General features: G+C 66.3%; 23 protein-coding genes and 1 pseudogene. 9 read left to right on the forward strand and 15 right to left on the reverse strand.

Annotation, left to right across the window (positions count from 1 at the left end):
* Positions 1-51 precede the first annotated feature (51 nt).
* The 4 genes from KQ310_RS02550 to KQ310_RS02565 all read right to left on the reverse strand — a co-directional run bounded on the left by KQ310_RS02550 (position 52) and on the right by KQ310_RS02565 (position 3,568).
* A complete protein-coding gene (locus tag KQ310_RS02550; RefSeq protein ID WP_259720220.1) occupies positions 52-1,548 on the reverse strand; it encodes an NAD(P)(+) transhydrogenase (Re/Si-specific) subunit beta in 1,497 nt (498 codons plus the stop codon).
* A complete protein-coding gene (locus KQ310_RS02555; RefSeq protein WP_197154600.1) occupies positions 1,548-1,838 on the reverse strand; it encodes an NAD(P) transhydrogenase subunit alpha in 291 nt (96 codons plus the stop codon). The genes KQ310_RS02550 and KQ310_RS02555 overlap by 1 nt, the downstream gene beginning before the upstream one ends.
* Complete coding sequence (locus KQ310_RS02560; RefSeq protein WP_259720221.1) at positions 1,835-3,166, reverse strand: Re/Si-specific NAD(P)(+) transhydrogenase subunit alpha; 1,332 nt, start codon at positions 3,164-3,166, stop codon at positions 1,835-1,837. The genes KQ310_RS02555 and KQ310_RS02560 overlap by 4 nt, the downstream gene beginning before the upstream one ends.
* A 231-nt stretch (positions 3,167-3,397) precedes the next feature.
* Positions 3,398-3,568: a hypothetical protein gene (locus tag KQ310_RS02565; RefSeq protein WP_259720222.1), complete on the reverse strand. Its 171-nt coding sequence runs from the start codon at positions 3,566-3,568 to the stop codon at positions 3,398-3,400.
* 310 nt (positions 3,569-3,878) lie between these two features.
* Here KQ310_RS02565 and KQ310_RS02570 point away from each other — a divergent pair, with 310 nt between their 5' ends.
* The 3 genes from KQ310_RS02570 to KQ310_RS02580 all read left to right on the forward strand — a co-directional run bounded on the left by KQ310_RS02570 (position 3,879) and on the right by KQ310_RS02580 (position 7,221).
* A complete protein-coding gene (locus KQ310_RS02570; protein ID WP_259720223.1) occupies positions 3,879-5,333 on the forward strand; it encodes a DEAD/DEAH box helicase in 1,455 nt (484 codons plus the stop codon).
* Positions 5,334-5,442: 109 nt separating this feature from the next.
* A complete protein-coding gene (locus tag KQ310_RS02575; protein WP_259720224.1) occupies positions 5,443-5,679 on the forward strand; it encodes a hypothetical protein in 237 nt (78 codons plus the stop codon).
* A gap of 102 nt (positions 5,680-5,781) precedes the next feature.
* Positions 5,782-7,221 carry an FAD-dependent oxidoreductase gene (locus tag KQ310_RS02580; protein ID WP_259720225.1) on the forward strand — a complete coding sequence of 480 codons (1,440 nt, stop codon included), beginning with the start codon at positions 5,782-5,784 and terminating at the stop codon, positions 7,219-7,221.
* Positions 7,222-7,279: 58 nt separating this feature from the next.
* On the opposite strand, the gene infA is transcribed toward KQ310_RS02580, so the two are convergent.
* The gene (gene infA, locus KQ310_RS02585; protein ID WP_015108791.1) at positions 7,280-7,549 is read right to left on the reverse strand and encodes a translation initiation factor IF-1; all 270 of its coding nucleotides are present in this window, start codon (positions 7,547-7,549) and stop codon (positions 7,280-7,282) included.
* Between the two features lie 200 nt (positions 7,550-7,749).
* Between infA and KQ310_RS02590 the strand changes: the two genes are divergently transcribed.
* The gene (locus KQ310_RS02590; RefSeq protein ID WP_259720240.1) at positions 7,750-8,484 is read left to right on the forward strand and encodes a pseudouridine synthase; all 735 of its coding nucleotides are present in this window, start codon (positions 7,750-7,752) and stop codon (positions 8,482-8,484) included.
* A gap of 75 nt (positions 8,485-8,559) precedes the next feature.
* Here the strand turns inward: KQ310_RS02590 and KQ310_RS02595 are convergent, their stop codons facing one another.
* The 8 genes from KQ310_RS02595 to KQ310_RS02630 form a co-directional block, all read right to left on the reverse strand.
* The gene (locus KQ310_RS02595) at positions 8,560-8,775 is read right to left on the reverse strand and encodes a hypothetical protein (protein WP_259720226.1); all 216 of its coding nucleotides are present in this window, start codon (positions 8,773-8,775) and stop codon (positions 8,560-8,562) included.
* 226 nt (positions 8,776-9,001) lie between these two features.
* Entirely contained in the window at positions 9,002-9,337 is a 336-nt protein-coding gene (locus KQ310_RS02600; protein WP_311134687.1) for a hypothetical protein, read from the reverse strand.
* Between the two features lie 26 nt (positions 9,338-9,363).
* Positions 9,364-10,221, reverse strand: a complete 858-nt coding sequence (locus tag KQ310_RS02605) for a fatty acid desaturase (RefSeq protein ID WP_259720227.1) — start codon at positions 10,219-10,221, stop codon at positions 9,364-9,366.
* The gene (locus KQ310_RS02610; protein WP_259720228.1) at positions 10,218-11,171 is read right to left on the reverse strand and encodes an orange carotenoid-binding protein; all 954 of its coding nucleotides are present in this window, start codon (positions 11,169-11,171) and stop codon (positions 10,218-10,220) included. The genes KQ310_RS02605 and KQ310_RS02610 overlap by 4 nt, the downstream gene beginning before the upstream one ends.
* Positions 11,172-11,695: 524 nt before the next feature.
* The gene (locus KQ310_RS02615; protein WP_259720229.1) at positions 11,696-12,658 is read right to left on the reverse strand and encodes an NAD(P)H-binding protein; all 963 of its coding nucleotides are present in this window, start codon (positions 12,656-12,658) and stop codon (positions 11,696-11,698) included.
* A 50-nt stretch (positions 12,659-12,708) separates the two neighbouring features.
* Positions 12,709-12,807, reverse strand: a complete 99-nt coding sequence (petM, locus tag KQ310_RS02620; protein ID WP_197154579.1) for a cytochrome b6-f complex subunit PetM — start codon at positions 12,805-12,807, stop codon at positions 12,709-12,711.
* 26 nt (positions 12,808-12,833) lie between these two features.
* Positions 12,834-14,084, reverse strand: coding sequence for a N2,N2-dimethylguanosine tRNA methyltransferase (locus KQ310_RS02625; protein ID WP_259720230.1), 1,251 nt, complete (start codon positions 14,082-14,084; stop codon positions 12,834-12,836).
* A 9-nt stretch (positions 14,085-14,093) separates the two neighbouring features.
* Positions 14,094-17,084 (reverse strand): HD domain-containing phosphohydrolase, encoded by a 2,991-nt coding sequence (locus KQ310_RS02630; protein ID WP_259720231.1) that lies wholly within the window; start codon positions 17,082-17,084, stop codon positions 14,094-14,096.
* A 161-nt stretch (positions 17,085-17,245) separates the two neighbouring features.
* Here KQ310_RS02630 and KQ310_RS02635 point away from each other — a divergent pair, with 161 nt between their 5' ends.
* Together KQ310_RS02635 and ilvN are read left to right on the forward strand one after the other, a co-directional pair.
* Positions 17,246-18,211, forward strand: a complete 966-nt coding sequence (locus KQ310_RS02635; protein ID WP_259720232.1) for an alpha/beta fold hydrolase — start codon at positions 17,246-17,248, stop codon at positions 18,209-18,211.
* Between the two features lie 82 nt (positions 18,212-18,293).
* Positions 18,294-18,824, forward strand: a complete 531-nt coding sequence (gene ilvN, locus KQ310_RS02640) for an acetolactate synthase small subunit (RefSeq protein ID WP_197169929.1) — start codon at positions 18,294-18,296, stop codon at positions 18,822-18,824.
* A gap of 4 nt (positions 18,825-18,828) precedes the next feature.
* Here the strand turns inward: ilvN and KQ310_RS02645 are convergent, their stop codons facing one another.
* Entirely contained in the window at positions 18,829-19,626 is a 798-nt protein-coding gene (locus tag KQ310_RS02645; RefSeq protein ID WP_259720233.1) for a peptidylprolyl isomerase, read from the reverse strand.
* 37 nt (positions 19,627-19,663) lie between these two features.
* A complete protein-coding gene (locus tag KQ310_RS02650; RefSeq protein WP_259720234.1) occupies positions 19,664-20,248 on the reverse strand; it encodes a photosystem I assembly protein Ycf4 in 585 nt (194 codons plus the stop codon).
* 156 nt (positions 20,249-20,404) lie between these two features.
* Here KQ310_RS02650 and KQ310_RS02655 point away from each other — a divergent pair, with 156 nt between their 5' ends.
* The 3 genes and pseudogenes from KQ310_RS02655 to KQ310_RS02665 form a co-directional block, all read left to right on the forward strand.
* Positions 20,405-20,884, forward strand: coding sequence for a hypothetical protein (locus tag KQ310_RS02655; protein ID WP_259720235.1), 480 nt, complete (start codon positions 20,405-20,407; stop codon positions 20,882-20,884).
* Positions 20,881-23,205, forward strand: coding sequence for an adenylate/guanylate cyclase domain-containing protein (locus tag KQ310_RS02660; RefSeq protein ID WP_259720236.1), 2,325 nt, complete (start codon positions 20,881-20,883; stop codon positions 23,203-23,205). Before KQ310_RS02655 ends, KQ310_RS02660 begins: the two co-directional genes overlap by 4 nt.
* Positions 23,206-23,372: 167 nt before the next feature.
* Positions 23,373-23,536: pseudogene (locus tag KQ310_RS02665) on the forward strand (photosystem II D2 protein (photosystem q(a) protein)); the annotation flags it as partial.

Here is a 23,536-nt window from a genome sequence, read left to right on the forward strand (position 1 = left end):
GGTCTCTGAAGGTCGAGATCCAGCGCGATGGTTCCGTGCTGGATGTCGACGTCAAAGGGATACCGTTTCCTTGACCTTGCCGACCCCCAACGCCCGCAGTTCGGTGAGCAGGCCATTGAGCACGGCCTTGGCATCGCCGAACACCATGGCCGTCTGGGGCAGCTCGAACAGGGCGTTGGCGATGCCGGCGTAGCCGGCGCCGAGGCTGCGCTTGACCACGAACACCTGGCGGGCCTGATCCACCTCCAGCACGGGCATGCCGTAGAGGGGGCTGCTGGGATCGGTCTTGGCCTGGGGGTTCACCACGTCGTTGGCGCCGAGCACGATCACCACATCAGTGGCGGGGAACTCGGGATTGATCAGATCCATCTCCACCATCTGCTCGTAGGGCACATCCGCCTCCGCCAGCAGCACATTCATGTGGCCCGGCATGCGGCCCGCCACCGGGTGGATGGCGTAGCTCACCGAGACACCATGGGCCTCCAGCAGCTTGGACAGCTCCCGCAGGGCGTGCTGGGCCTGGGCCACGGCCAGGCCGTAACCCGGCACGAACACGACGCGCTCGGCGTTCTCGAGGGCCATGGCGCATTCTTCAGGGCTGCAGCTGACGATGCGGCTGTAGCTGGTGGCGTCTCCACCACCGCCACCACCAGCCGGCGCTGCGGCACCCAGGGCACCGCCGAACAACACCGAAACCAGCGATCGGTTCATCGCCGTGCACATGACCTGGGTGAGGATCAGGCCAGCGGCGCCCACCATGGCGCCGGCCACGATCAGCAGCTGGCTGCCCACCACGAAACCGGCGGCAGCGGCGGCCACGCCGGAATAGGAGTTGAGCAGGGAGATCACCACCGGCATGTCGGCACCGCCGATCGGCAGCGTCACACCGATGCCCAGCAGGCTGGAGGCCAGCACGAGCAGTAGCAACGGCCAGCCGCCGGGATCGGAGCTCAGGGCCAGGGCGCCCACCAGGCAGACCAGGGCCAGGCCGATGTTCACGCCATGGCGCAGGTTGCTCTGGGTCCAGGCGGGGGTATCGAGCCAGCCCCGCAGTTTGGCCATCGCCACCAGGGAGCCACTGAAGGTGATCGCTCCCACCAGCAGCGACACCACGATCGAAGCAGCCGCCACCCAGCCCCCGTCGTCGAGCCCCTCATACCGGGACACTCCGAAGGCCACCAGCAGCGAAGCCATGCCGCCGCAGCCGTTGAACAGAGCCACGGTTTCGGGCATGGCCGTCATCGGCACCCGTTGGGCCATCACCAGTCCCAGCAGGCCACCGGCCGCACTGCCGGCGGCGATCCACAACCAGGCGGTGGCATCAGGCTGTAGCTGGATCAGCAGACCCAGCACGGCCAGTCCCAGGGCCAGAGCCGCCAGACCATTGGCAAAACGGGCCGAGCGCACCTTGGCCAGCCCCTTGATGCCCAGGGCCAGCAGCAAGACCGACACCAGGTCAATGGCGTCGCCCACGACCTGCGGCGGCAGTTGCCGCAGGGATTCCAGGCTGGAGGAGAGCAGCGAGGCAAGCGAATGAAGTGTGGCCATCAGCGGTCTCCCCGGCGGCGGAACATGGCGAGCATGCGATCGGTGACCAGAAAGCCACCGATCACGTTGAACAGGGCGAAACCGAGCGAGAGCGAGCCCAGCAGCAGCAGGGCCGGCTGATCACCGGCGCGGACGATCAGGGTGAGGGAGGCCAGCACCGTGATGCCGCTGATGGCGTTGGCGCCGCTCATCAGGGGGGTGTGCAGCGTCGGCGGCACCTTGCCGATCAGCTCCAGTCCCAGCAGGCTGCCGAGCAGCAGCACCCAGAGGGCGTTGGTGATGTCGATCATCGGGAGGCTCCCACGGTGGATTCCAAGGCGTCAGGGTGGGGGGCGGCAGGTTCGGCGGTGCTGGATTCAGCGGTGATCGATCCAGCAGTGCTGGAATCAGTCGTGCCGGCTCGCGCACTGGCGACTTCGGCTTTGGTCGCCGTGCCGCTGCTCAACACCTCGGGATGCAGGCAATCTCCCCGGCTGATGAACAGGCAGCCGGACAGGATCGGATCCTGTGGATCGAGCTGCTGGCGGCGTTGCTCTGCGGCCTCCCCAGGGGAGGCGGGCTCGGCCAGATACTCGATCAGCGCCAGCAGGTTGCGGGCGTAGAGGGCGCTGGCGTGGTTGGCCACGCTGCTGGGCAGGGCATCGGCACCGATCAGCAGCACGCCGTTGCGGTTCACCGTTTCACCGGCAACGGTGGCGGCGCAGTTGCCCCCCTGGGCCACCGCCAGATCCACCACCACAGAACCGGGGCGCATGCCATCCAGCATGGTTTCGCTGATCAGCCGGGGCGCCGGACGGCCAGGCACCTGGGCCGTGCAGATCACCAGATCTGAGACGGCCAGCTGCTCGGCCAGCTGCTGGCGCTGGGCTTCGAGAAACGCTTCGCTGGCCGCCTGGGCATAGCCACCGGCTTCGGCGGGACGCTCCTGCTGGGCCGGAGGCTCAAGGAAACGTCCGCCCAGGGATTCCACTTGTTCTTTGGCGGCGGGCCGCACATCGCTCACGGTCACCACGGCACCAAGACGGCGGGCTGTGGCCAGGGCCTGCAGGCCCGCCACGCCGGCGCCAAGGATCAGGGCACGGGCGGGCTGAATCGTGCCGGCGGCCGTCATCAGCATCGGCATGTAGCGATCCAGCTGGCTTGCCGCCAGAAGCACCGCCTTGTAGCCGGCGATGTTCGCCTGGGAGGAGAGCACGTCCATCGACTGGGCGCGGCTGATGCGGGGCAGCAGTTCGAGGGCGATGGCCGAGGCCCCCCGCTCTGCCAGCAACGCCACCAAGGCATCTGCGCCGTAGGGAGCCAGCAGGCCGATCAACAGGGCCTCGGGCTGCAGGCGAGCCAAGGACTCAAGCGGCGGCGGCTGCACGCACAGCACGATCTCCGCTGCCTCCCAGGGAAGGGCCTCCGGCGTGCAGAGCTCGGCGCCGGCCTCCTGGTAGGCCGCATCGCCATAGCCAGAGGCTTCTCCAGCCCCGGCCTCCACGCTCACGGCCAGTCCCAGTCCACAAAGCCGGCGGACGGTTTCCGGCGTTGCCGCCACCCGACACTCACCGGCCTGCCGCTCACGCGGCACCAACAACCTCGTCAATGGAGCCTCAGCAAAGGCCTGCCTACCCATTAAGGAGAACCAGGTGCGGCGATGGCAGCCCGCTGTGTGGAGTCGCCCACCAACGGGGTCCTCAGTGGATCCATCCACTACAGCCGCAGTCAGTGAGGAGGGGGAGTGACGACAGGCCGTGATGACAGGCAGTCTTGACAGGCAGTCTTGACAGGCCGTGGACCATGCCCCCTTGCCTGTCCAGCCTCGTCGCAAATCCGTCTCACAACGAGCACAGACATGGCTCGGGGCTCAGAACAGGGGCAGCAGCTCCTGTTCCAGGCAGAGCGCCTGGCAAGGCCAGCCCTGGCGCCGCAGCATGCGGGCCCGCAGGATCATCGGATCGATGTCGCACTCGAGCCGCCAGCAGCGCTCCAGCACGGCCTGCTCCTCGGTGGGGAAGAAAGGCGAAGGTTCGGGCATGACGCCAGGGCAGAACGGAAACGAGCGGCTCGCGCCCAAAGGAAAGAGCAGGCCTGGTTGCTGAGAACGGTTGCTGAGAGAATCGAAGCGAGAAAACCGAGGAGAAAGAACCGAATCAGCCGCTGGGGAAGGGGCTGCAGTTCCTCTGGCGATTCGGTTGAGGAGTCGGTTGACCCGGTTGGTCAAGTCACTGCCGAAAAACGGCCTGATGCAGATCAGAGCCCCTTTTGGCCGGAACATAGGCAGAACTGACAAGAAACCTATAGGAAACATTGCTCAAGATCCAGCGCGACGGCAGCAGAATCGGCCGATGAACTCGCCGTCGTTCGATCTGGGGCCGCAGCCGGGCAGCCTGGCCTGCTTTGCGGTGCAACCCCGCCAGTGGCAGGTGCTGTTGCTGCAGCTGCTGCGTCGCCGCCTGCTGCAGCCTCACCCCAATGGCCACGATGTGCTGGTCAACGCTGGTCCCGGCGCCGGCAAGACGCTTGGAGCCCTGCTCGGATTTCAGCGACTGCACCGGGACGGCCAGCTCAGCCGCTTTGTGGTGTTCTGCCATCGCAGCTCGATTGCCGGCCAGTGGCAGGCTTCCTCGGCCCGCCTGGGGCTGCGGCTGGCCCTCTGGGATCCCGAGCAGCCGCAGCGGAGCGCCGACAGCCACGGTCTTCTGATCACCTATCAGACCGCGAGTCGCCATGGCGAACGGCTGGAGGCACTGCTGGCGGATCCTGGGCTGGGTTCCTGGATGGCGATCGCCGATGAGGTGCACCATCTCGGGCTCGATCCGGACGAGCCGGAGGCCAGTGCCTGGGGACAGGCCTTCACCCGGCTCACCGTCACAGCCAGCCTGCGGCTGGGGCTCACCGGCACCCCCTTCCGCGCCGACAACCTCGCCTTCTGTGCCGCCCGCCGGGTGCAGGCCAGCGAAGGCGACAGGACGGTGGAGCGGATCGTGCCCGACCTCAGCGTCGAACCGCGGGAGCTGATCGTGGCCGGTGATGTGCGCCCCCTGGAGTTCCGCTTCCAGGACGGTTGCGTCGATCACGGCCGCCGTCCCGACGATCCCGACGGCGAAACCTCACCTCTTTCGGCCGAAGAACGGGAGAGCTGGCGGGCCCGCAACCTGCGGCGTGCCATCCAACTGGGGGATCCCAGCAGCATTGCCCTGCAACTGCTGATCCGGGCCCAGCGCAAGCTGGAGGAGGTGCGGCAGGAGCACCCGGATGCGGGCGGTCTGGTGATCGCCCGCGACATCGCCCATGCCCGCCGGATCACCGGGTTGCTGGAGGAGCAGGGCGACCGCGTGCAGCTGGTGCACTCGCAGGATCCCGATGCCGCCGATCGCCTGCAGGCTTTTCAGCGCGGCGAGGGCCGCTGGCTGGTGAGCATCGATATGTGCGCTGAGGGTTTCGATGCGCCGCGGCTGCGGGTGGTGGCCTACCTCACCACGGTGGTGACCCGCAGCCGTTTCCTGCAGGGGATCACCCGGGCGGTGCGCATGGACAGCAGCCGCGCCGCGCTTGAGCCGGTGCCGCGCCAGTGCTCCTACGTGTTTGCGCCGGCCGATCCCCTGCTGATGCGCTACGCCCGCAGCTGGTCGCTGAGCGAGCCTTATCTGATCCGCAGCCGCAGCAGCGAGCTGCCCCAGGCCACTGCCGGAGCGATCCCCTCAGCCAATCTGCCGATGCAGGCCCTGCGCGATCGGGCTGGGGAGGTGATCCGGCTGAGCGGCCCCCAGCTTCCTGATTTTTTGCGCCGCAGTGCTTGACATGCAGATATGTGATACAGGTGGTATGGCTTGATTTACGACGTTGTGTCAACCGACACCACGAACCAGCCGATGGACGGGCAGCGTGTGCGCATCCGCCCATCAATCCATGGACGCCTCGGTGCATCGACGCCTCACGGTGGCCGTCTGCTGGGCCCTCGCGCGACGGGCCACCCTTGACGCTCTTGAGCATTACGAAGACAGTTTTGCCCTGAATGAGGAGTTCCGCGAGTGGCTCCTCTGCCTTGAAGAACATCCTGAAATGCTCGAGGCCAATGTGCTGATGGTGCCGAGACAGCTGGGCGAAGGTCAATATCCCGAAACCGATGGCCTGCTTGAGATCTGACTGAACTCAGGTCACCGACTTAGTTCACCGACTCGGGCAATGGTGTCCACAACGCGCTCAGCCATCCCTTAGGCTCAACTCATAGTCATTCCGCCTAAGCCGATGGGAACGCCGCCGTCCGTGGACCCACCGTCTCAAGACGCACCCTCACCCGAGAACCTGGTGATCGTGGGTTCCGGGCCGGCCGGTTACACCGCGGCCATCTATGCCGCCCGCGCCAACCTCAGCCCGGTGCTGATCACCGGCTTCCAGGACGGCGGCATCCCCGGTGGTCAGCTGATGACCACCACCCATGTGGAGAACTTCCCGGGCTTCCCCGACGGCATCCTTGGCCCGGACCTGATGGACCGGATGAAGGCCCAGGCGGTGCGCTGGGGAACTCGGCTGGTGGAGGCTGATGCCACCGCCATCGACCTCTCCAGCCGCCCCTACCGGATCACCGCCGAGGGTCAGGTGATCCAAACCCAGTCCGTGATCCTGGCGACCGGGGCCAGCGCCAACCGCCTCGGCCTGCCGGAGGAGGAGACCTTCTGGAGCCACGGCATCAGCGCCTGTGCCATCTGTGATGGAGCCACGCCCCAGTACCGCGACGCCGAGCTGGCCGTGGTGGGAGGCGGTGATTCCGCCTGCGAAGAGGCCGTGTACCTCACCAAATACGGCAGCCACGTCCACCTGATCGTGCGCACCCACAAGCTGCGTGCCAGTGCCGCCATGGCCGATCGGGTGCTGGCCAACCCGGCGATCACGGTGCACTGGAACCGCCAGGTCGTGGGGGCCAGCGGCAACGGCTGGCTGGAGTGCCTCACCCTGGGCGACACGAGCACGGCGGCCACCGATTCAGGCAGCACAGGCCAGGGCGCCAGGGAGGAGCTGGCCGTGCGCGGCCTCTTCTATGCCATCGGCCACACCCCCAATACCCGTCTGGTGCGCGGCCAGCTGGACCTCGATTCCCTCGGCTACCTCGTGACCCGCCAAGGCCGACCCGAAACCAGCCTGGAGGGCGTCTTCGCTGCCGGCGACGTGGCCGATGCGGAATGGCGCCAGGGCATCACTGCCGCAGGCAGCGGCTGCCAGGCCGCCTTGGCCGCGGAGCGCTGGCTCACCCACCACGATCTGGCGGTGACCGTGAGCCACGATCCGGTGGATCCAGCTCCGGCCGGTGAACCGGTGCGAACCGTCACCAGCGACGGCGACAATTTCGATCCCGATGCCCTCTGGCAGAAGGGTGGCTTTGCCCTGCGCAAGCTCTACCACGACAGCAACAAGCCTTTGCTGGTGGTCTACACCTCACCCACCTGCGGCCCCTGCCACGTGCTCAAGCCCCAGCTGAAGCGGGTGCTTGAGGAACTCGGCGGGCGCGCCCAAGGTGTGGAGATCGACATCGACGCCGATCAGGAGATCGCCGTGCAGGCTGGCGTCAGCGGCACCCCAACGGTGCAGCTGTTCTTTGACAAGGAGCTCAAACAGCAGTTCCGCGGCGTGAAGCAGCGCAGCGAATTCAAGGCCGCGATCGAATCCTTGCTGGGTGCGCCGGTGGGCTGAGACAACAACAGGTCAAAGCTGAGCCTGATCCGGATGGGCTCAGCTCTGAACCATCGCCTCAGCGGCGACGGGGGCCGCCGGGTCGATTGCCGCCCGGCCGGGGGCCGGTGGCTCCGGCGTTGCGCTCGCGGTAGGTGATGCGGCCGCGGGTGAGGTCGTAGGGGCTGATCTCCACCAGCACCTTGTCGCCGGCGAGGAGTTTGATGCGGAACTTGGTGAGCTTGCCGGCCGCACGGCACAGACATTGGTGCCCAGCGGGCTGCTCCAGGGTCACCAGATAGAAGCCGTTGCCCTGTTCCTTCTCAATCACTCCCGAGGTTTCAATCATGCGGCGGTGGCGTGGCAGACGAAGATCACTGCTCTGAGTCTAGATCTCGCCCTTCCGGCCCGCTCCGCCCCCACCGGGGAAGAGGCCAATGGCCCTAGGGTCACTGCGCTTTCGCCCGGATCCCCGCTGCGCCCCATGGTTCTGCCTCCTCTGTCGATGGATCTCGGACTTCTGCTGATCGCGATCGGCGCGGTCAACCTCTGGCAGGCCCGCCTCTGACCCACCTGCTCTTTCACAAGCCCTATGGGGTGCTGAGCCAGTTCACGCCGGAACCTGGAAGTCGCTGGGATTGCCTGGCCTCCTTCATTCCGGTGCCGGGCGTCTATGCCGCCGGGCGCCTCGATGCGGACAGCGAGGGCCTGCTGCTGCTCACCGACCACGGCCCCCTGCAACATCTCCTCACCGATCCAGCCTGGGGCCACTGGCGCACGTACTGGGTGCAGGTGGAAGGTGAACCCAGTGCCGAGGCGCTGCAGCGACTGGTCGAGGGTGTGATGCTGCAGGGAAAGCGCACCCTGCCGGCCCGCGCTCGGGCACTAGCGCCGCCGCAACTACCGGAGCGGGTGCCGCCGATCCGGCATCGCCTCGCCATTCCCACCGCCTGGCTGGAGCTGCAACTGCGGGAGGGACGCAACCGGCAGGTGCGGCGGATGACCGCGGCAGTGGGCTATCCAACCCTCCGCTTGGTGCGCGCCTCCATCGACCTGATGGATGAACAGCCTCTCCTGGACCTGAGCGGCTTGGATCCCGGCCAGTGGCGTGCACTGACCCCAGAGGAAGATCGGCGTGTGCAGGGGCTGTTGCGTCAACGCGCGACGGGGCAGCCACAGCTCCTTGCGCCGTCAGCAGGCAGGCGCTCCCCAGGCCGGCGCTCCCCAGGACGGGGCGGACGGGCCGGCGGCGGGAAATCGGGCCGAGCCGGCGGGGGCGGATAAGGGGGCTTGGCTGTGGTGCGTGCGGTTCCTGCGGCTGCTGAAGCCACAACCTCAACCTCAACCTCAGTCCCAACCTCAGCTGATGACGTCGCGCAGTTCACGCACCGTTTGGAGCTGGCCGTAGTAGTAGTTCGCCCGGCAGCGACGATCCGGATCCTCGAGGGTATCGAGAGCATCGAAACCGAGGCTCTGCCAGAGCTCATGGCCGCAGGCCCGGTTGATCTCCTCGGTGGCTTCCTGCTCGAGATTGGCGAGGCGGCGCTGAAGGTTCTTGATCTGCGAAATCGACATCCGACCAACCGCACAAGTAATGATTTTACCCGGCCGTCCGAGTTGTCCTGCCCATTTTGCAGAGATGGCTTCGCCATTTGCAGATATCGATCCTCGGGCGGCAGAGATGGTTCCGTGTGAAGGAAGCCACGGCTGGGAAGATTCGGTGCAGAACCTAGGGATGGAAAGGTTTGATGCAGAAGGTTTGATGCAGAGAGTTCGGCCGCATCAGTTCGGCGTGGACGCTTCAGAAGAGAGACATGGCTTTGATCTTGGCCAGCTTTTCATCGCCAAGACCCTCAAGTTCTTCGAGGGAAATCAATCCTTCCTTCAGAAGGCTGGCAAAGACGAAGAGAATGCCATCGAGCCGGAAATCGAATCTGCCTTCGATCTGATAACGCTGCGTGCTGAGAAAATCGTGCAGATTCCAGACGGAATCGATCGAATCGAGGCGGCCAGACTGAACTCTGATCGCCTCGATCAAGACGTGCACGGCCCGCAGCTGGGCACGATCCAGCGCCCCGCGAGCAATGCCCTGTTCCTGCTCGCTCCAACCGGTCACAATTGATTCGTTCATGTTCATGGTCTTGAAGAGGCTGTCGGCTGGAGTCAGATCTGCTTCGCCCACCTTGAAGAAGATCGTAACGGATTGGCGGTTGCAAGCGCGCTGGACCGCCGCTCAGGAAGTTCAAACCAGGCCAGATCCGGCCACTGGTGGTGCTCTCGGTGATAGCCGAAGTGGTAGCAGGCCAGCAGAGATAGCGGCGCTGAAAGGTTCAGGCTCTCAATGGCAGCCAGGCCCTGGGTGTGGCGATGTTTGCGGTGGGGGAAATAGGTCCCGAAGGCGAACATTTGCAGAGAACTCAACAGCAGCGGCAGGCTGTAGAACAGCAAGACCTTGCTGATCGCGGAGATCACGCTGCTGGCAGGGCTCATGTCGTTGGCAGCGCTCATGCCGTTGGCAGCACTAACGCTGCTGGCTATGCCTGTGCTGATCGCAGCCACAGACATCACCTGCGCGACGAGGGCCAGAAGGGTCCAGCCGCCGAGCAAGCGCGTCATCTGGGGCCAGGACAGATACCCCGCCATGAAGCGGATGTACCAGCTGACCACACCACTGTTGGGATGGGGAGGGCCATCCGGATCGAGGACGCTGCCTGGGGCCAGGTGATGGTGATGGTGGTTGCGGCAGCAGGCGCGATAGGGCAGGGCCGCATAGAGCTGCAAGGCCAAGGCACCGATCCTGTGATTCCAGCGCTTTCGCTCTGGCCAGAGGGTGCCGTGCATGGCGTCGTGGCCGACGATGAACAGGCCTGTCTGCAGGAAGGTGCGTCCGAACACGGCCAGCAGCACCAGCTGCCAGGACAGCCGGGACAGATCCACCACCACAAGGCCGGCCAGGCTGAACAGCCAGGCCAGCAGGATCGTGAATGCCAGCAGCAGGCCGGTTCGGGTGGCAGGCCTCAACGGGCGAACTTGAGCAGTTCGGCGGGGGACGCCAACAGATCGATGGCCACGAAATAAATCTTGCCCTCCGGGTTGAGCAGGAAACGCCAGGCCACGTTCATGCCCACGTTGGCCCCGAACCAGGGGGTCTGAACTTTGCCGGTCACCTTGATCTGGGTGAAATCCCCATCGGTGGGTTCGGCATAGCCCCGCTCGGGTAACAGGCGCAGGTTCTGGCATTCTTCCCGGAAGAAGCGCAGGATGGCATCGGTCCCCACGATCGGCTTCTGGAAAGGGGGCTGGAGCGCACCATCCGGCAGAAAGAGGCCGATGAGGTTGTCGAAATCGTTGGCGTTGAGCAAATCCATATAGGAATTCACCGTGGGATTGATCACCCCTTCGATGAACACCTTCTGGCGCTGGTCTTCCGGTGTGGGAGCCGCGATCGGCTCCATCACCCGCTGACCCTCTCCCTTCTGAGGATCGAAGCCCATGTCCACCACGAAGTTGCGCAGCAGGGTGATCTGCTGGCCCTGCTCTACACCCTTGAGGGCGGTGAGAACCGACGAGGCGTTGGCGGAGAGCTGGTAATCCTTGGGAATCGGGGCCACCAGGCCTGCGGCCATCCACTCACCGAGCTGATACCAGAAGCCCAGCTTGATATTCACCGACCAGTTGGAATAGGCGCGGCCGATGGTGGTGTCGCTGCGGTTGGCCAGATCACACATCACCTGGGTCTGCTCCGCCGCCCCCATCGCCTTGATCTGGTTGAGCACCGGCTCGGCAAACTGCATGCGTGCGGCGCCTGGGGCCGCCACCGTGATCGTGGTGCCCATCTCGAGATAGGCGTACCAGATCAGGGCCAACTGATCTTCCGCGCTCAGCAGGCGGAAGCGGGCCGTGATGGCCGGAACCACATCGGCCGAGAGGGTTTCGGGAAAGATCTGAGTGGCTCGTTGAAGCGTAAACATCGGCAATTTATCCGGTTAACTGCACATCCACCATTCTAGACCATGCCCCGTCCCTGAGAAGCACCCTCCCAGAAAAGCAAGAAATCCAATGACAACGTTACGTGATAACCGCAAGCCCCGTCGAATGCCCCGTCTCGGCGTGGCCATCCTGGGCCGATGCAACCGATCGTCTGGGCATGAATCAGGCCGATGGAACTCAGGCGGGCCAGGATCGGCCGCAGCGGATTGATCAGACGGCTTTGGATCAGGCGGTTTTGGATCAGAGACCGCTTTGGGTCAGGCGGCTTTGGGGCAGCCGGATGTGGATCAGGCGGATTTCTGTCAGGCCAGATTCGAGGCAGGTCAGATCAAATAGGCCAGATTCAAGTCGATAAGATCAAGCCAAGCCAGAATGACTATTGATCATCTAGAAAAGAAGGATCAAAGACAGGCAAGGACGTTCTGATCTGTAACTCGACGGCTCTCCAGGGATCCTTCAGGCTTCGCCCGGTTCCGACCAGCCAGGCTGGCTCTGAAAAGCAGGTTCAGAAAGGCAGCTTCTTCTTAGCATTCTTATCCAAGTCAGCGTCCATGTCGCGCAGGCGCTTGAGAATGGTGTCGTAATACTCCTTCAAATAATCCTCCAGCTTCGTGGTGTCGGCAGGGTCGAGGCCGAAAGCGGCATAGCTCTCCTCCATCGGCGCATCCAGCGGCCGGCCGCCGCCGGTCACCTCGGCAAAGGCGAGGCGCTCGGCCACGTTGAGGCTGGCCTCGAAGAAACTGGCCACCCCCTGCATCCCCTTCAACAGCAGCGGCGGCACCCGGAACACCCGTGCCTCGCGGCCGCTGTAGCGCTCACACAGTTGGGTGATCTCGCCGGTGTTCCAGGCCCTTGGCCCCACCACCGCGAAGGCCTTCCGCACGGTCTGGGGCCGCTCCAAAGCGGCCACGGCAAAGGCGGCCAGGTCCTGGGTGTTCATGTAGGCGATCGGCGTGGGAACCCCGCTCACCCACACGGTCTGGCTTTCGAGCACCGGGATGGCGAACTGGCTGATCAGGCCCTGCATGAAGGCCACGCCCCGCAGGATCGTGTAATCGAACTCGGAGGCCTCCAGCCAGGCCTCGGTGCAGGCCTTGATGTCCATCAGCGGCACGCTGCGATGCAGAGCCGCATCCAGCAACGACAGAAACACCAGGCGTTTGACGCCGGCGCGGCTGCAGGCAGCGAACAGGTTCTGTTTGCCGGTCCAGTCGATCTCGTAGGCGCTGCCGGGATCGGTGGCCCGCGCCGTGGCGGCGTCGATCACCGCCTCCTGGCCTTCCAGGGCGTAGTCGAGGCTGCCGGGATCCATCAGATCCCCCCGGGTGAGTTCGCAGCCCCATTCCTGCAGGAACGATGCCTTGCGGGGGGAACGGACCATGCAGCGCACCTGATGGCCGGCATCCAGGGCGCGCCTGGCGATCTGACGGCCAAGTGTGCCCGTTCCACCAACAACCAGAACCTGCATGGAGGATGCGCTACCAGGCAGAGCCTACGAGCGCATCGGTAGCCGATGCGTCAGTCGTTCAGCAGCTTCAGCAGCAACACGCCACCGGCAAGCCCCACGGGGATGAGCACCCAGAACAGGGCAGCGGTGCCAAAGATTTCAGAGGCCATGACCAGGGCTGGAACGCAAGCCGAATCTACTTAGCAGTGTCCCGGCAGAAGTGGCCCGGCTCGGCAGGCCGGCGCGCATCAGCCTGAGCCGCACGCGCCACCTCCAGCAGCACGGGCCAGGGGGCATCGCTGCGGAGCTGGGCTGCCATCACACCGCTGGCCCAGGCGCCGTGGCCCAACTGGCGCAGACGCTGGATCATCACCTCCAGCCGGGGTGGACCGCCTCCCAGCCGGCGGCCGATCTCCGCGGTGGGCCAGCAGCGCGCCACGGTGGCCAGATCGGCCTGCAGGCGCTGCAGCAGCTTCAGGCTGGCGGGTTCCAGGAGAGTCCCCAGAGCCGGCAGCGGCAACAAGGTCATCTCCGCAAGCGGCATCGATGCCTCTGCCCCAGGGGCCATGGCGCCGAGCACGTCGGGATCCTGCAACGGCCCGATCCAGAGGGGGCCGCTGATCGCCAGGGGGGTGGGCTCCCCCGCCGGAGCCTGGCGGCAGAGGCAGGGCGCCCAGCGCCGCAGCTGCAGCAGGCTCTGCACCTGCTGGTCGCCGCAGCCGTGGCAGAGGGCGAGCAGCCCCAGCCGGCTCTCCTCGCCGGGGGACGCCCGGCGCCGCAGCCGCACCGCCGTGCGGAAGGTGCGGCCCTCGCTGAAGCTGAACAGGGGTTGCACTCCGCGGCCCAGGGCCCAGGCGGCGCGGGCGATCACCCCCAGCTGCAGGCGCAGGGCCAGCTCCCAGCTGGCCGGATGGGCCCGGGCCGCCGCCCCCAGCCGCCGCACGGCGGCGGGCCGGTCGTGGCCGGTGGGGGAGCGGCCATCGGTGCTGGCCAGATAGAGCACCCCATCGAAGGCCACCGCCTCCAGGGCCAGCGGCACCAGGGCCGCCGGACAGCCGAAGGCATCGAGGTCGACCAGATCGAAGCGATCCTGCCGGATCAGAGCCTCGGCCAGCAGCGCCTGGACGGTGCGGACCGAGACCCGCAGGTCGACACCAAGGGCCGGCAGCCCCGCCAGGTTGCGCTCCAGCAATGGCCGGCGATCGGGGTCGGCATCGTTGGCCCACACGGCGGTGGCTTCGGCTTCGGCTCCGTAGCGCAGGGCGCGGATACCGGAGCCGGCCATGCCATCGAGCACCCGCAGGGTGCCGGTTCCCTGCCGCGCCAGCCAGGTCGCCAGCAGCACCCCCAGATCGCGGGACGGGCGCGACTCGGGCCGAAAGAAGCCGCCGCCCAGGTCGAGCTCCACGGCGCCCTCCCGGTGCAGCTGGGGGAAGGCCTCAGCCATGGGAAGCCGTCAACCGGCCAGCAGGGCCTCCTCGTCGACCGCATCGATCTGTTCGGGTTTGAGGAACTGCTCGGCGTAGCGCTTGTAGACACCGGAGCGGATGAACAGGGCGAAGAGTTCGGGATCGATGTGCTGATCCTTGCGCATGAATGTCATGATCTTCAGCGCCTGCGAGAGGGTCTTCATCGGCTTGTAGGGCCGATCCGCCGCCGTGAGTGCCTCGAAGATGTCGGCGATGGCCATCATCCGCGCCACGTCGCTCATCTCCTCTTTCTTCAGGCCTTTGGGATAGCCGGTGCCGATCAGGGTTTCGTGGTGGCCGCCCGCCAGTTCGGGCACATCCTTCATGTGCCGCGGGAACGGCAGAGCCGAGAGCATGCGGATCGTGTGGATGATGTGCTCGTTGATCTTGTAGCGATCCTCTGCGGTGAGGGTGCCGCGCGAGATCGAGAGGTTCTTCAGTTCGCCCCGGTCGTAGAGCAGCTCGGGCGTCTGCACCTTGATGCCCCAGGGATTGTCTGGATCCAACCGATCGGAGGGCAGCCGTTCGATGCGGTGATCGGGCCGGTCGGCCAGCAGGGGCTCCTCCACCGGCAGGGTGGCGGCAGGCAGCAGCTCCTTGCGCTTCAGTTCCTCGTTGGAGATGCCGAGCCGGTCATCGAGGGTGCGCCGCCAGGTGCGCTCGGCGATGGTGCCCAGCCGCTCGATCCGATCGGGCGACATGAATTCACCGCCCTGATTGCACTCGGCCACGAAGGCGAAATCCTCATCGAGGCGCTGCAGTTCCGCGTCGCGCTCGGCGCCCAGATCGGCGGCGCTACCACCCTTGAGCAGACCCTGGTAATAATCGATCCAGGCATCGCGCTTGAGCACCTCGAAGCGCATCCGCACCTCATGGATGCGGTCGTAGATGGTCTCGAGCTTGGTGGCCTTGTCGACCACGTATTCGGGGGTGACCACCTTGCCGCAATCGTGCAGCCAGGCGGCGACGTGCACCGCCTCCCAGCGATCCTCCGAGAGGGAGAACCCGGCAAAGGGACCTTCGGTCTCCTCGCAGGCGGCCTGGGCGAGCATCTTGGTGAGTTCCGGCACCCGGTTGCAGTGGCCGCCGGTGTACGGACTCTTGGCATCGATCGAGCCGGCGATCAGCTCGATGAAGGCCTCGAACAGGGCCTTCTGGGCCCGGATCAGCTGGCGGGTTTCCAGGGTGGTGGCCACGGTGCTGGAGAAGGCCTCCATGAAGGCCACCCGCTGCTCGGAGGGGGGGATCCTGAACCAGAGCAGCAGCATGCCCAGCAGGTCGCCCGACCGGCTCAGCAGCGGCAGGCTCACATAGGGCACGTCGTTGAACTCCATCGCCCCGGCCAGCTTGCGTTCCATCGCGGTGCCTTTGCGGGAAATCAGGCCGGTGGTCGCCAGGCTGCCGGTCGTCTTGCCCACCAGCAGCCGCCGGATGCCCTCCAGGGGGAATTTCGGCAGGGTGTTGGTCAGGGTCTCGCCGGCCGCGTTGCGCAGCAGCTCCGGATCGAGCAGCTTGTCGTCGTCGAGGTTGAGGAACAGGGCGCCACCCTGGGCACGGCTGTTGGCGATCGACTCATCGAGCACCCGCACCAGCAGCCGCTCGAAATCCGTTTCCGCCGCGATGGCGGCACTCACCCCCAAAAAGCGGCGGATCGTGCCCTTCATCCCATCGAAGCTGGTGGCGAGGTCATCGATCTCGGTCACCACCGAGTTCACCGTGCGGGGCGCATCGAACTCGAAGTTCTGCACCGCCTGCGCCTCCAGCGCCAGCTGGCGCAGCTGACGGGTCACCAGCCGGGCGATCAGCCACACCAGCGGGCCCGCCACCAGCAGCACCAGCAACACGGTGAGAATGGCCATCTGCTGCTGCCGCTGAGCCCCCGCGAACAGCTGCTCGCTGGGGATGGCGATGGCCAGGTAGGTCTGTGTCTGCTCCAGCCGCACAGACCGGGCCAGGGCCACCTCCCAAGACTCGCCATCCACGCTCAAGGTGGTGGTGGTGAGCAGATCGCCGTAGCCGAGGCTCTTCTCCAGCGCAGGCAACGCTTTGCCGACCCGGGCGAGCAACGGGGAGGTGGCATCTTCCAGCCGGTCCGCGCCATTGGTGGGGCTGGACGATCCCTTCGGATGCAACCCGTAGCTGCTCTGGTTGACGCCCAGCAAAGTGCCCTGGGCGTCCACCAGGGCGAGCTTGACATCCTTGAGCTTGCCGAGGGATCGCCCCACCCCCATCAGCGCTTCGCTGGCCAGAAACAGGGGCATGTCTGCCCCCACCACCGTGCTGGTGCCGGGCACCCGCTCCGCGAAGCTGACGCCCAGTCGACCACTGGTTGCGAAGCGATACACCGAAGTGGCTACTGGGCCGGATCTGTCGAGCGCGGCTCGATACCAGGGCCGTGTCCGCGGGTCGTAGCCGTCGTCGCTTGGGTCGGGGCGGATCTCCAGCGGGCGGAAGGCCCCATCCAGCACCACCTGCTGGGCGCGGATGCGGCCGTCCGGTTTCAGGCTCCCGATAAAGGCCAGATACCTGGTATCGGCAGGAACGCGGAAGAGGGTGCGGTCGGCCTCGGAATTGATGCGCCGCAGCTGCACTCGCTCGCCATTGCCGTAGCCCACGAAGTAGGAGGTGATTGTTGGCGTGAGGGCCAGGGCCTGTCGCAGCACCTGGAGCTGCTCGAGTTGCTGCGGGAAGGGTTGCAGATCCCCCAGTGTCATCAGCGACTGGATCTGGCGCTGGACCGTCGGGATGCGCAGCCTCTCCTTCAACTGCCAGTCCAAGCCATTGGCCACGCTGACCATCCGCTCGCGGTTCAGCTCTGTGACCAGGTTGCGGGCGTGCTGGTACGACACCACCGCCACCGTGATGCCGGTGAACATCACCACCGGCAGGAACAGGGCCGAGAGCCCCACGTTGAAGCGCACATGGCGTCTCAGGTGCCGCCCGGCCGCGGCAAGACCAGCTGGATGGGTCTGGGTCATCGGAACTCCAGGCGGAACGGGGAATGGAGCTTTTGTTGGGTGCCAGAACTTGCGTTCTGACGGCCAACCTAAACATGGTTATCCCGGCTTTCCACCCAACGGCTCGCGAACCTGGACGAACCTTGAAGATGGGGGGATTCTGCTTGCCCACAAGACGCGTCATGGGAAGGTCGCGGCCCTACACGACGACGGCCCCGACGGCTGCCTCGACAGCCGCTCCTGCGCCGACCGACTGGGGCGAAGCCGCCGTTTGGCGCTGGCAGGGGCTGGTGGTGCACTGGCGCTGGGTCGGCGACCGGCGGCATCCGCCCCTGCTGCTGGTGCATGGCTTCGCGGCCGGCAGCGGCCACTGGCGCCACAACGCCGCTGAACTGGCAGAGGCGGGCTGGTGCGTCTACGCCCTTGATCTGGTGGGCTTTGGCGCCTCCAGCCAGCCAGGGTCCGCCCCCGGCCGGACCCTGGACAATCGCTTCTGGGCCCGTCAGCTGCAGGCCTTCCTCGAGCAGGTGGTGCAGGCCCCGGCCGTGTTGATCGGCCATTCTCTCGGTGGTCTGGTGGCCCTCAGCTGCGCCGTCTATTTCCCTGCCTGGGTGCGGGGCGTGGTGGCGGCGCCCCTGCCGGATCCCGCCCTGCTGGCTGCGCAGGCGGGCGCCGGGCGGGAAGCGCCCTGCTGGCGGCGGCTGAAGCGCTGGACGGTGCGGCTGCTCTGCCGGCTGCTGCCGCTGGAGCTGATCGTGCCGCTGCTGGCCCACTCCCCCCTGCTGGGGCTGGGGATCCAGAGCGCCTACTTGCAGCCGGTGCTCGACGACCGCGGCCTGCACCGGCTGATCGCGCTGCCGGCCCGCCGGCCCGGCGCAGCCCGGGCGTTGCGGGCGATGAGCGTGGGCATGGCCCTGCGGCCCCACCGCGCCACGGCCCCGGCCCTGCTGCGGCGCCTGCAACAACCCCTGTTGTTGCTCTGGGGCCGCGAGGATCGCCTCGTGCCCGCCCGGGTGGCGGAGCAGTGCCGGGCAATCCGGCCCGAGCTGCCGCTGGTGCTGCTCGAGCAGGCGGGCCACTGCCCCCACGACGAACAGCCCGGCGCCTTTCATCAGGCGGTGCTTCCCTGGCTGGCGGCCCTGCGGTGATGCCCTGGCGTGCAGCCCTCGCCAGGGCCGGGAGGTGGACACGTAACTTGAGGCCAGCCTGCGGCCCTCGGCGCGCCCCGCGATGAAACACACCCTGTCGGTGTTGGTGGAAGACGAGTCCGGTGCCCTCAGCCGGATCTCCGGCCTGTTCGCCCGCCGGGGCTTCAACATCGAGAGCCTGGCGGTGGGACCCGCCGAAAAGAGCGGCGTCTCGCGCCTCACCATGGTGGTGGAGGGCGACAGCCGCACGGTGGAACAGATGACCAAGCAGCTCAACAAGCTGGTCAATGTGCTGGCCGTGACCGACCTCTCCACCATCCCCTCGGTGGAGCGGGAATTGATGCTGCTCAAGGTGGCAGCCCCGCCGGAGCAGCGCGCCGCCATCCTCGACCTGGTGCAGGTGTTCCGCGCCAATGTGATCGACGTGGGCGAAACCGCCCTCACCCTGGAAGTGGTGGGCGACCCGGGCAAGCTCGTGGCCATCGAGCAGATTCTCGAGACCTACGGCATTCTCGAGATCGCCCGCACCGGCAAGGTGGCCCTGGAGCGGGCCTCCGGCGTCAACACCGCCTATCTGAAAGTGACGGCTTCCGCCAAGCGGGTGCCGGCCTGATCGCTCAGGGCTTGTCCTTCACCAGGGTGCCGCCCTCCACGAGCGTGGCCTTCACCAGGCGATCGCCCTGCTGGATCTTGTCCACCACCTCCATCCCCTTCGTCACCCGGCCGAACACCGCATAGCGGCCGTCCAGTTCCGGTAGGGCTTCGAGGGCCACATAGAACTGGGCGCTGGCCGAATTGGGGTCGTTGGAGCGGGCCATGGCCACGGCACCGCGCTGGTGCACCAGGGCCAGCTGGCGGGTCAGGCTGGGATTGGTGATCGGCTCGCCGTAACGGGGTTCCGCTTCGCCCTTGATCGTCAGCTCCAGGGGGATCAGCCGTGCCTCGCCGCTGCTGGGCTCGATGAAACTGCCGGTGCCGTATTGGCTGGCGGGAATCTTCGGATTGGCGCTGAGCGGATCACCCCCCTGCACCACGAAGGGAACGGGCTCGCGCACCACCCGGTGAAACACGGTGTTGTTGTAAGCGCCCCGCTTGACCAGGTCCACGAAGTTGCCGCCGGTGAGGGGAGCGGCAGCGCCATCGAGGCTGATCTCCACCTCTCCCTTGGCGGTCTGCAATCGTACCAGGGCGGTTCCACTCAGGCAGGGCGCCCCCGAAACACCGCAGCCCAGGGTCTGGGCGCGCGGCTCAGCGCCACAGGCCGACAACACCCACGGCAGCAGCAGCAACAGGCCGGCGCAGAGGGAACGACCCAGAGCGCCCTTGAGGCGATGGGTCCTGGAGCCCTGCGGGCAATGGGCCAGGACGGGCTGCCTTGATCTGGCAGCGCATGGAGCAGCAGAGAAATCGGGCATCAGCGAAGCAGCGCGGCACAGGGGGTGGCAGCCTGGCTCACTGCCCCTCGAGGGCCACCCCGAGGAAGCGGGCCAGCTGGGCACCGGACAATTCCAGGTCGGCCAGGGGGATCGGTTCGCCGACGCGGGTGAGCGGCAGATCACGGCGGCCCTGCACCTTCAGGGCCAGGCGGCGGCGGGGGTTGAGGCCATCGCGCACATCGATCTTCACCGCCTGGATCTCCCGCAGGGGAATCTCGACGCGGATCATCTGGCGGAAGCCACGGCGCTCGATCGTGGCGGTGCCGGCGCCGCGATCGAAGCGGTTGACGCCGCCGCCCACGTCGATGCCGATCACAGACCACAGATAGGCCGAGAGCAGCACTGCCGCGATGCCATACAGACCCATCACCAGCCCCTGGGGCACCCACTCGAGCGCAGCCGGATGGCCGATCGGCAGCAGATCGACCCCAAAACGGCTGGAGGCACTGGTGAGCAGGAAGCCGAGGCCGCCGGTGGTCACCACCGCCGCCACCAGCAGGTTGGACAGACGCCGTGAACCGAGCACCGGCTGTTCCAGCAGATCCTTGGACTTGGAGGCAGTGGCTGTGGAGGCAGTGGAGCTGGTGGCCGGGGTGGACATCGCGCTGTGCGGGGCTTCGGAAGCCGCCATGCAGAAACCAGGGTTTGAAGCAGTCATCTTGGCCCGCAGGCGGCAAGCTTGACGAACACGGATGCCGGCAGCCTCAGAGATGCTGCTGCAGTCCGGCCACCACCCCTGAGGATCCCGCGGCAGCTCATGAATCCGCCCAGCTCCAGCCCCGTGTCTGCTGCCGAAGCAGGATCAGCTCAGGAGCGGGAGCTCACGATCGGCCAGCTGCAGGACACGATCCGGGCCCTGCGCCAGGAGCTGGAGCGGAGCCAATTGCTGGCGGAGCAGCAGCAGCAGACACTGCTGGCCACGAGCGACGAGCAGACCCGCGAGCTGAAGGACACGATTGCGGCCCTGCGCAGCGAGTTGGAGCGGCGCCAGCGTCTGGCAGAGCGGGAGCGTGCGGGGCTGCTGGAGGAAACGGAAGTGGAAAAACGCGAGCTGCGCGATACCGTCGACGCCCTCCGCATCAAGCTGGAGCACCAACACAGTGCCCATCAGGCCCAACTGCAGCAACTGCGGGCTGAAACAGCGGCAGATCTGGAGCAGCTGCAGGCCACGGTGCTTGCCCAGCGACAGCTGCTGGAGCAGCAGCGCAATCCGCTGGCAGGAGGGTCACGGTCATGAGTCCCCCCAACACACCACCCAACGATCAGCACCAGAGCACTCAGCAGCCGTTCGAGCAGCCGCAGATCGATCAGCCACAACTCGATCAGGAGCTGGAAGAGGCGCGGATCCTGCTGGAGGTGTCCACCGCGGTGGGGATTGAGCCCAGCCTCAATGGCCAGCTCAGTTGCCTGCTGGAGCTGGTGACCCGGGCCACCGGTGCCGATCGCGGCACCTTGTTCGTCAATGATCCCAAGACTCAGGAGCTCTACAGCCGCGAGTCTGCCGGCGGCCTGGAGCGGGAAATCCGCATCCTCAACACCGTCGGCATCGCCGGCCACGTGTTCCAGAGCGGTGAAGGCCTGCTGGTCGACGACGCCTACACCGATGAGCGCTTCAACCGCACGGTGGATGAGCAGACCGGCTACCGCACCGGTGCGATCGCCTGCGCGCCGATGCGCAGCATGCAGGGCGACATGATCGGTGTGCTGGAGGTGCTCAACAAGCGCCCCGGCGGTGTGTTCAGCCAGCGGGATTTACGGCTGCTTGAGGCGATGGGCCGGCAGGCGAGTGTGTCGTTGCAACGCTCACTGCTGCTGGAGGAGGCGGAAGCCAAGCGCGCCCAGGAAACCGAGTTCCTCAGCGTGGTGTCGGAGATGTCCGGTGAGCTGAAGCTGGGGGCTCTGCTGCAGCGGATCATCAGCACGATCACCCGCATGCTCAAGGCGGAGCGTTCGTCGCTGTTCCTCAACGACGACAAAACCAACGAGCTCTACACCGAGATCGGCGAAGGCCTCGGGGCCACCAAGATCCGATTCCCCAACCACCTCGGTATCGCCGGCACCGTGTTCACCAGCGGTGAAACGGTGAACATCCCCTACGCCTACGCCGACCTGCGCTTCAACCCCTCCTTCGACCGCCAGACCGGCTTCTTCACCCGCTCGATGCTGTGCACACCGGTGGTGAGCAAGGCCGGCAAGCTGATCGGCGTCACGCAGGTGCTCAACAAGCGCGGCGGTGTGTTCAGCGACGCCGATGAAGCACGGCTCAAGGCCTTCACGGCCCAGATGGCGGTCGCCCTCGAGAACGCCAAGCTGTTCGACGACGTGCAGACGATGAAGAACTACGCCGAATCGATGCTGGAAAGCATGTCGAACGGTGTGATCACCCTGGGCGATGACGACGTGGTCCGCACCGTCAACCAGGCCGGCTGCCGCATCTTCCAGGCCGAGGCGCCGCAGATCATCGGCCGGGCCGCCGCCGACCTCTTCGCAGGGCGCAACAGCTGGCTGGCCGAACGGGTGGGCCAGGTGCGTCAGGGGGGCGAGCCCAGCGTGGTGCTCGACGCGGAACTGGAGATTGAGGGGCAGAACTGCTCGTCCAACATCAGCGTGTTGCCGCTGCTCAGCGTCAAGGGACAACCCCTCGGCTCGATGGTGATGCTGGATGACATCAGCGAGGAGAAGCGGATGAAGGGCACCATGGCCCGTTACATGGATCCGGTGATCGCCGATGAACTGATGCGTGGCGGCGCCTCTGTGCTGGGTGGTGCCGAAAGCCTTGCCACGGTGCTGTTCAGCGACATCCGCAGCTTCACCACCCTCACCGAAGCCCTCGGCGCCCAGGGCACGGTGCAGCTGCTGAATGAGTACTTCACCTTGATGGTCGATTGTCTCCAGAAGGAAGGAGGCATGCTCGACAAGTTCATCGGCGACGCGATCATGGCCGTCTTCGGCCTGCCCGTGGCCGGCGAACAGGACGAAGACCGGGCCGTGCGGGCCGGCATCGCCATGCTCGAGGAGTTGCAGCACTTCAACCGATTGCGCGGCGATCACGGCCTCCAGCCGATCACTATCGGCATCGGCCTGCACACCGACACCGTGGTGAGCGGCAACATCGGCTCACCGAAACGGATGAACTACACCGTGATCGGTGATGGCGTGAACCTGGCCTCGCGGCTGGAATCCGCCTGCAAGCACTACGGCGCCCGCATGCTGGTCAGCGACGACACCGTGCAGCGCCTGCGCGGCACCTACCGCCTGCGGGAGGCGGATCGGGTGGTGGTGAAGGGCAAGACCCAGCCGGTGCTGATCCACGAAGTGCTGGATTTCCACACGGCGGAGAGCTTCCCCGCCGCCATGGAGGTGCTCAACCACTACCGCGACGGCCTGGTGCGCTACCGGAATCAGTCGTGGCCCGGTGCGATCGCAGCCTTCGAGCGGGCCCTGGAGCTGCACCCCCACGACCGCCTCAGCCAGCTCCACCTGGAGCGCTGCCACCACTTTCAGGCCGAGCCACCGGGGCCGGACTGGGACGGCACCTGGGTGATGCAGCAGAAGTGAGCCAGCACTGCGACCGCCCAGAAGGCAGAAATACTTAGGGGGTTCAGAACCCAGATCCGCCAAGGCATGTCAGCCCGTTGCAGCCTGTCTCGCGCTGGCGGGGAACATTGTTACCATCGCCCGGTATCCCACACAGCTTCCGCGGGTTTTCCGCACCGTTTCTTCCCATGACGATTGCTGTTGGACGCGCGCCGCAGCGGGGATGGTTCGACGTCCTCGATGACTGGCTCAAGCGCGACCGCTTCGTTTTCGTGGGGTGGTCCGGTCTGCTGCTGTTCCCCACCGCCTACCTGGCGCTGGGCGGCTGGCTCACCGGCACCACCTTCGCCAC

The sequence above is a fragment of the Synechococcus sp. CS-1328 genome (assembly GCF_025128095.1).
Lineage (GTDB): Bacteria > Cyanobacteriota > Cyanobacteriia > PCC-6307 > Cyanobiaceae > CBW1002.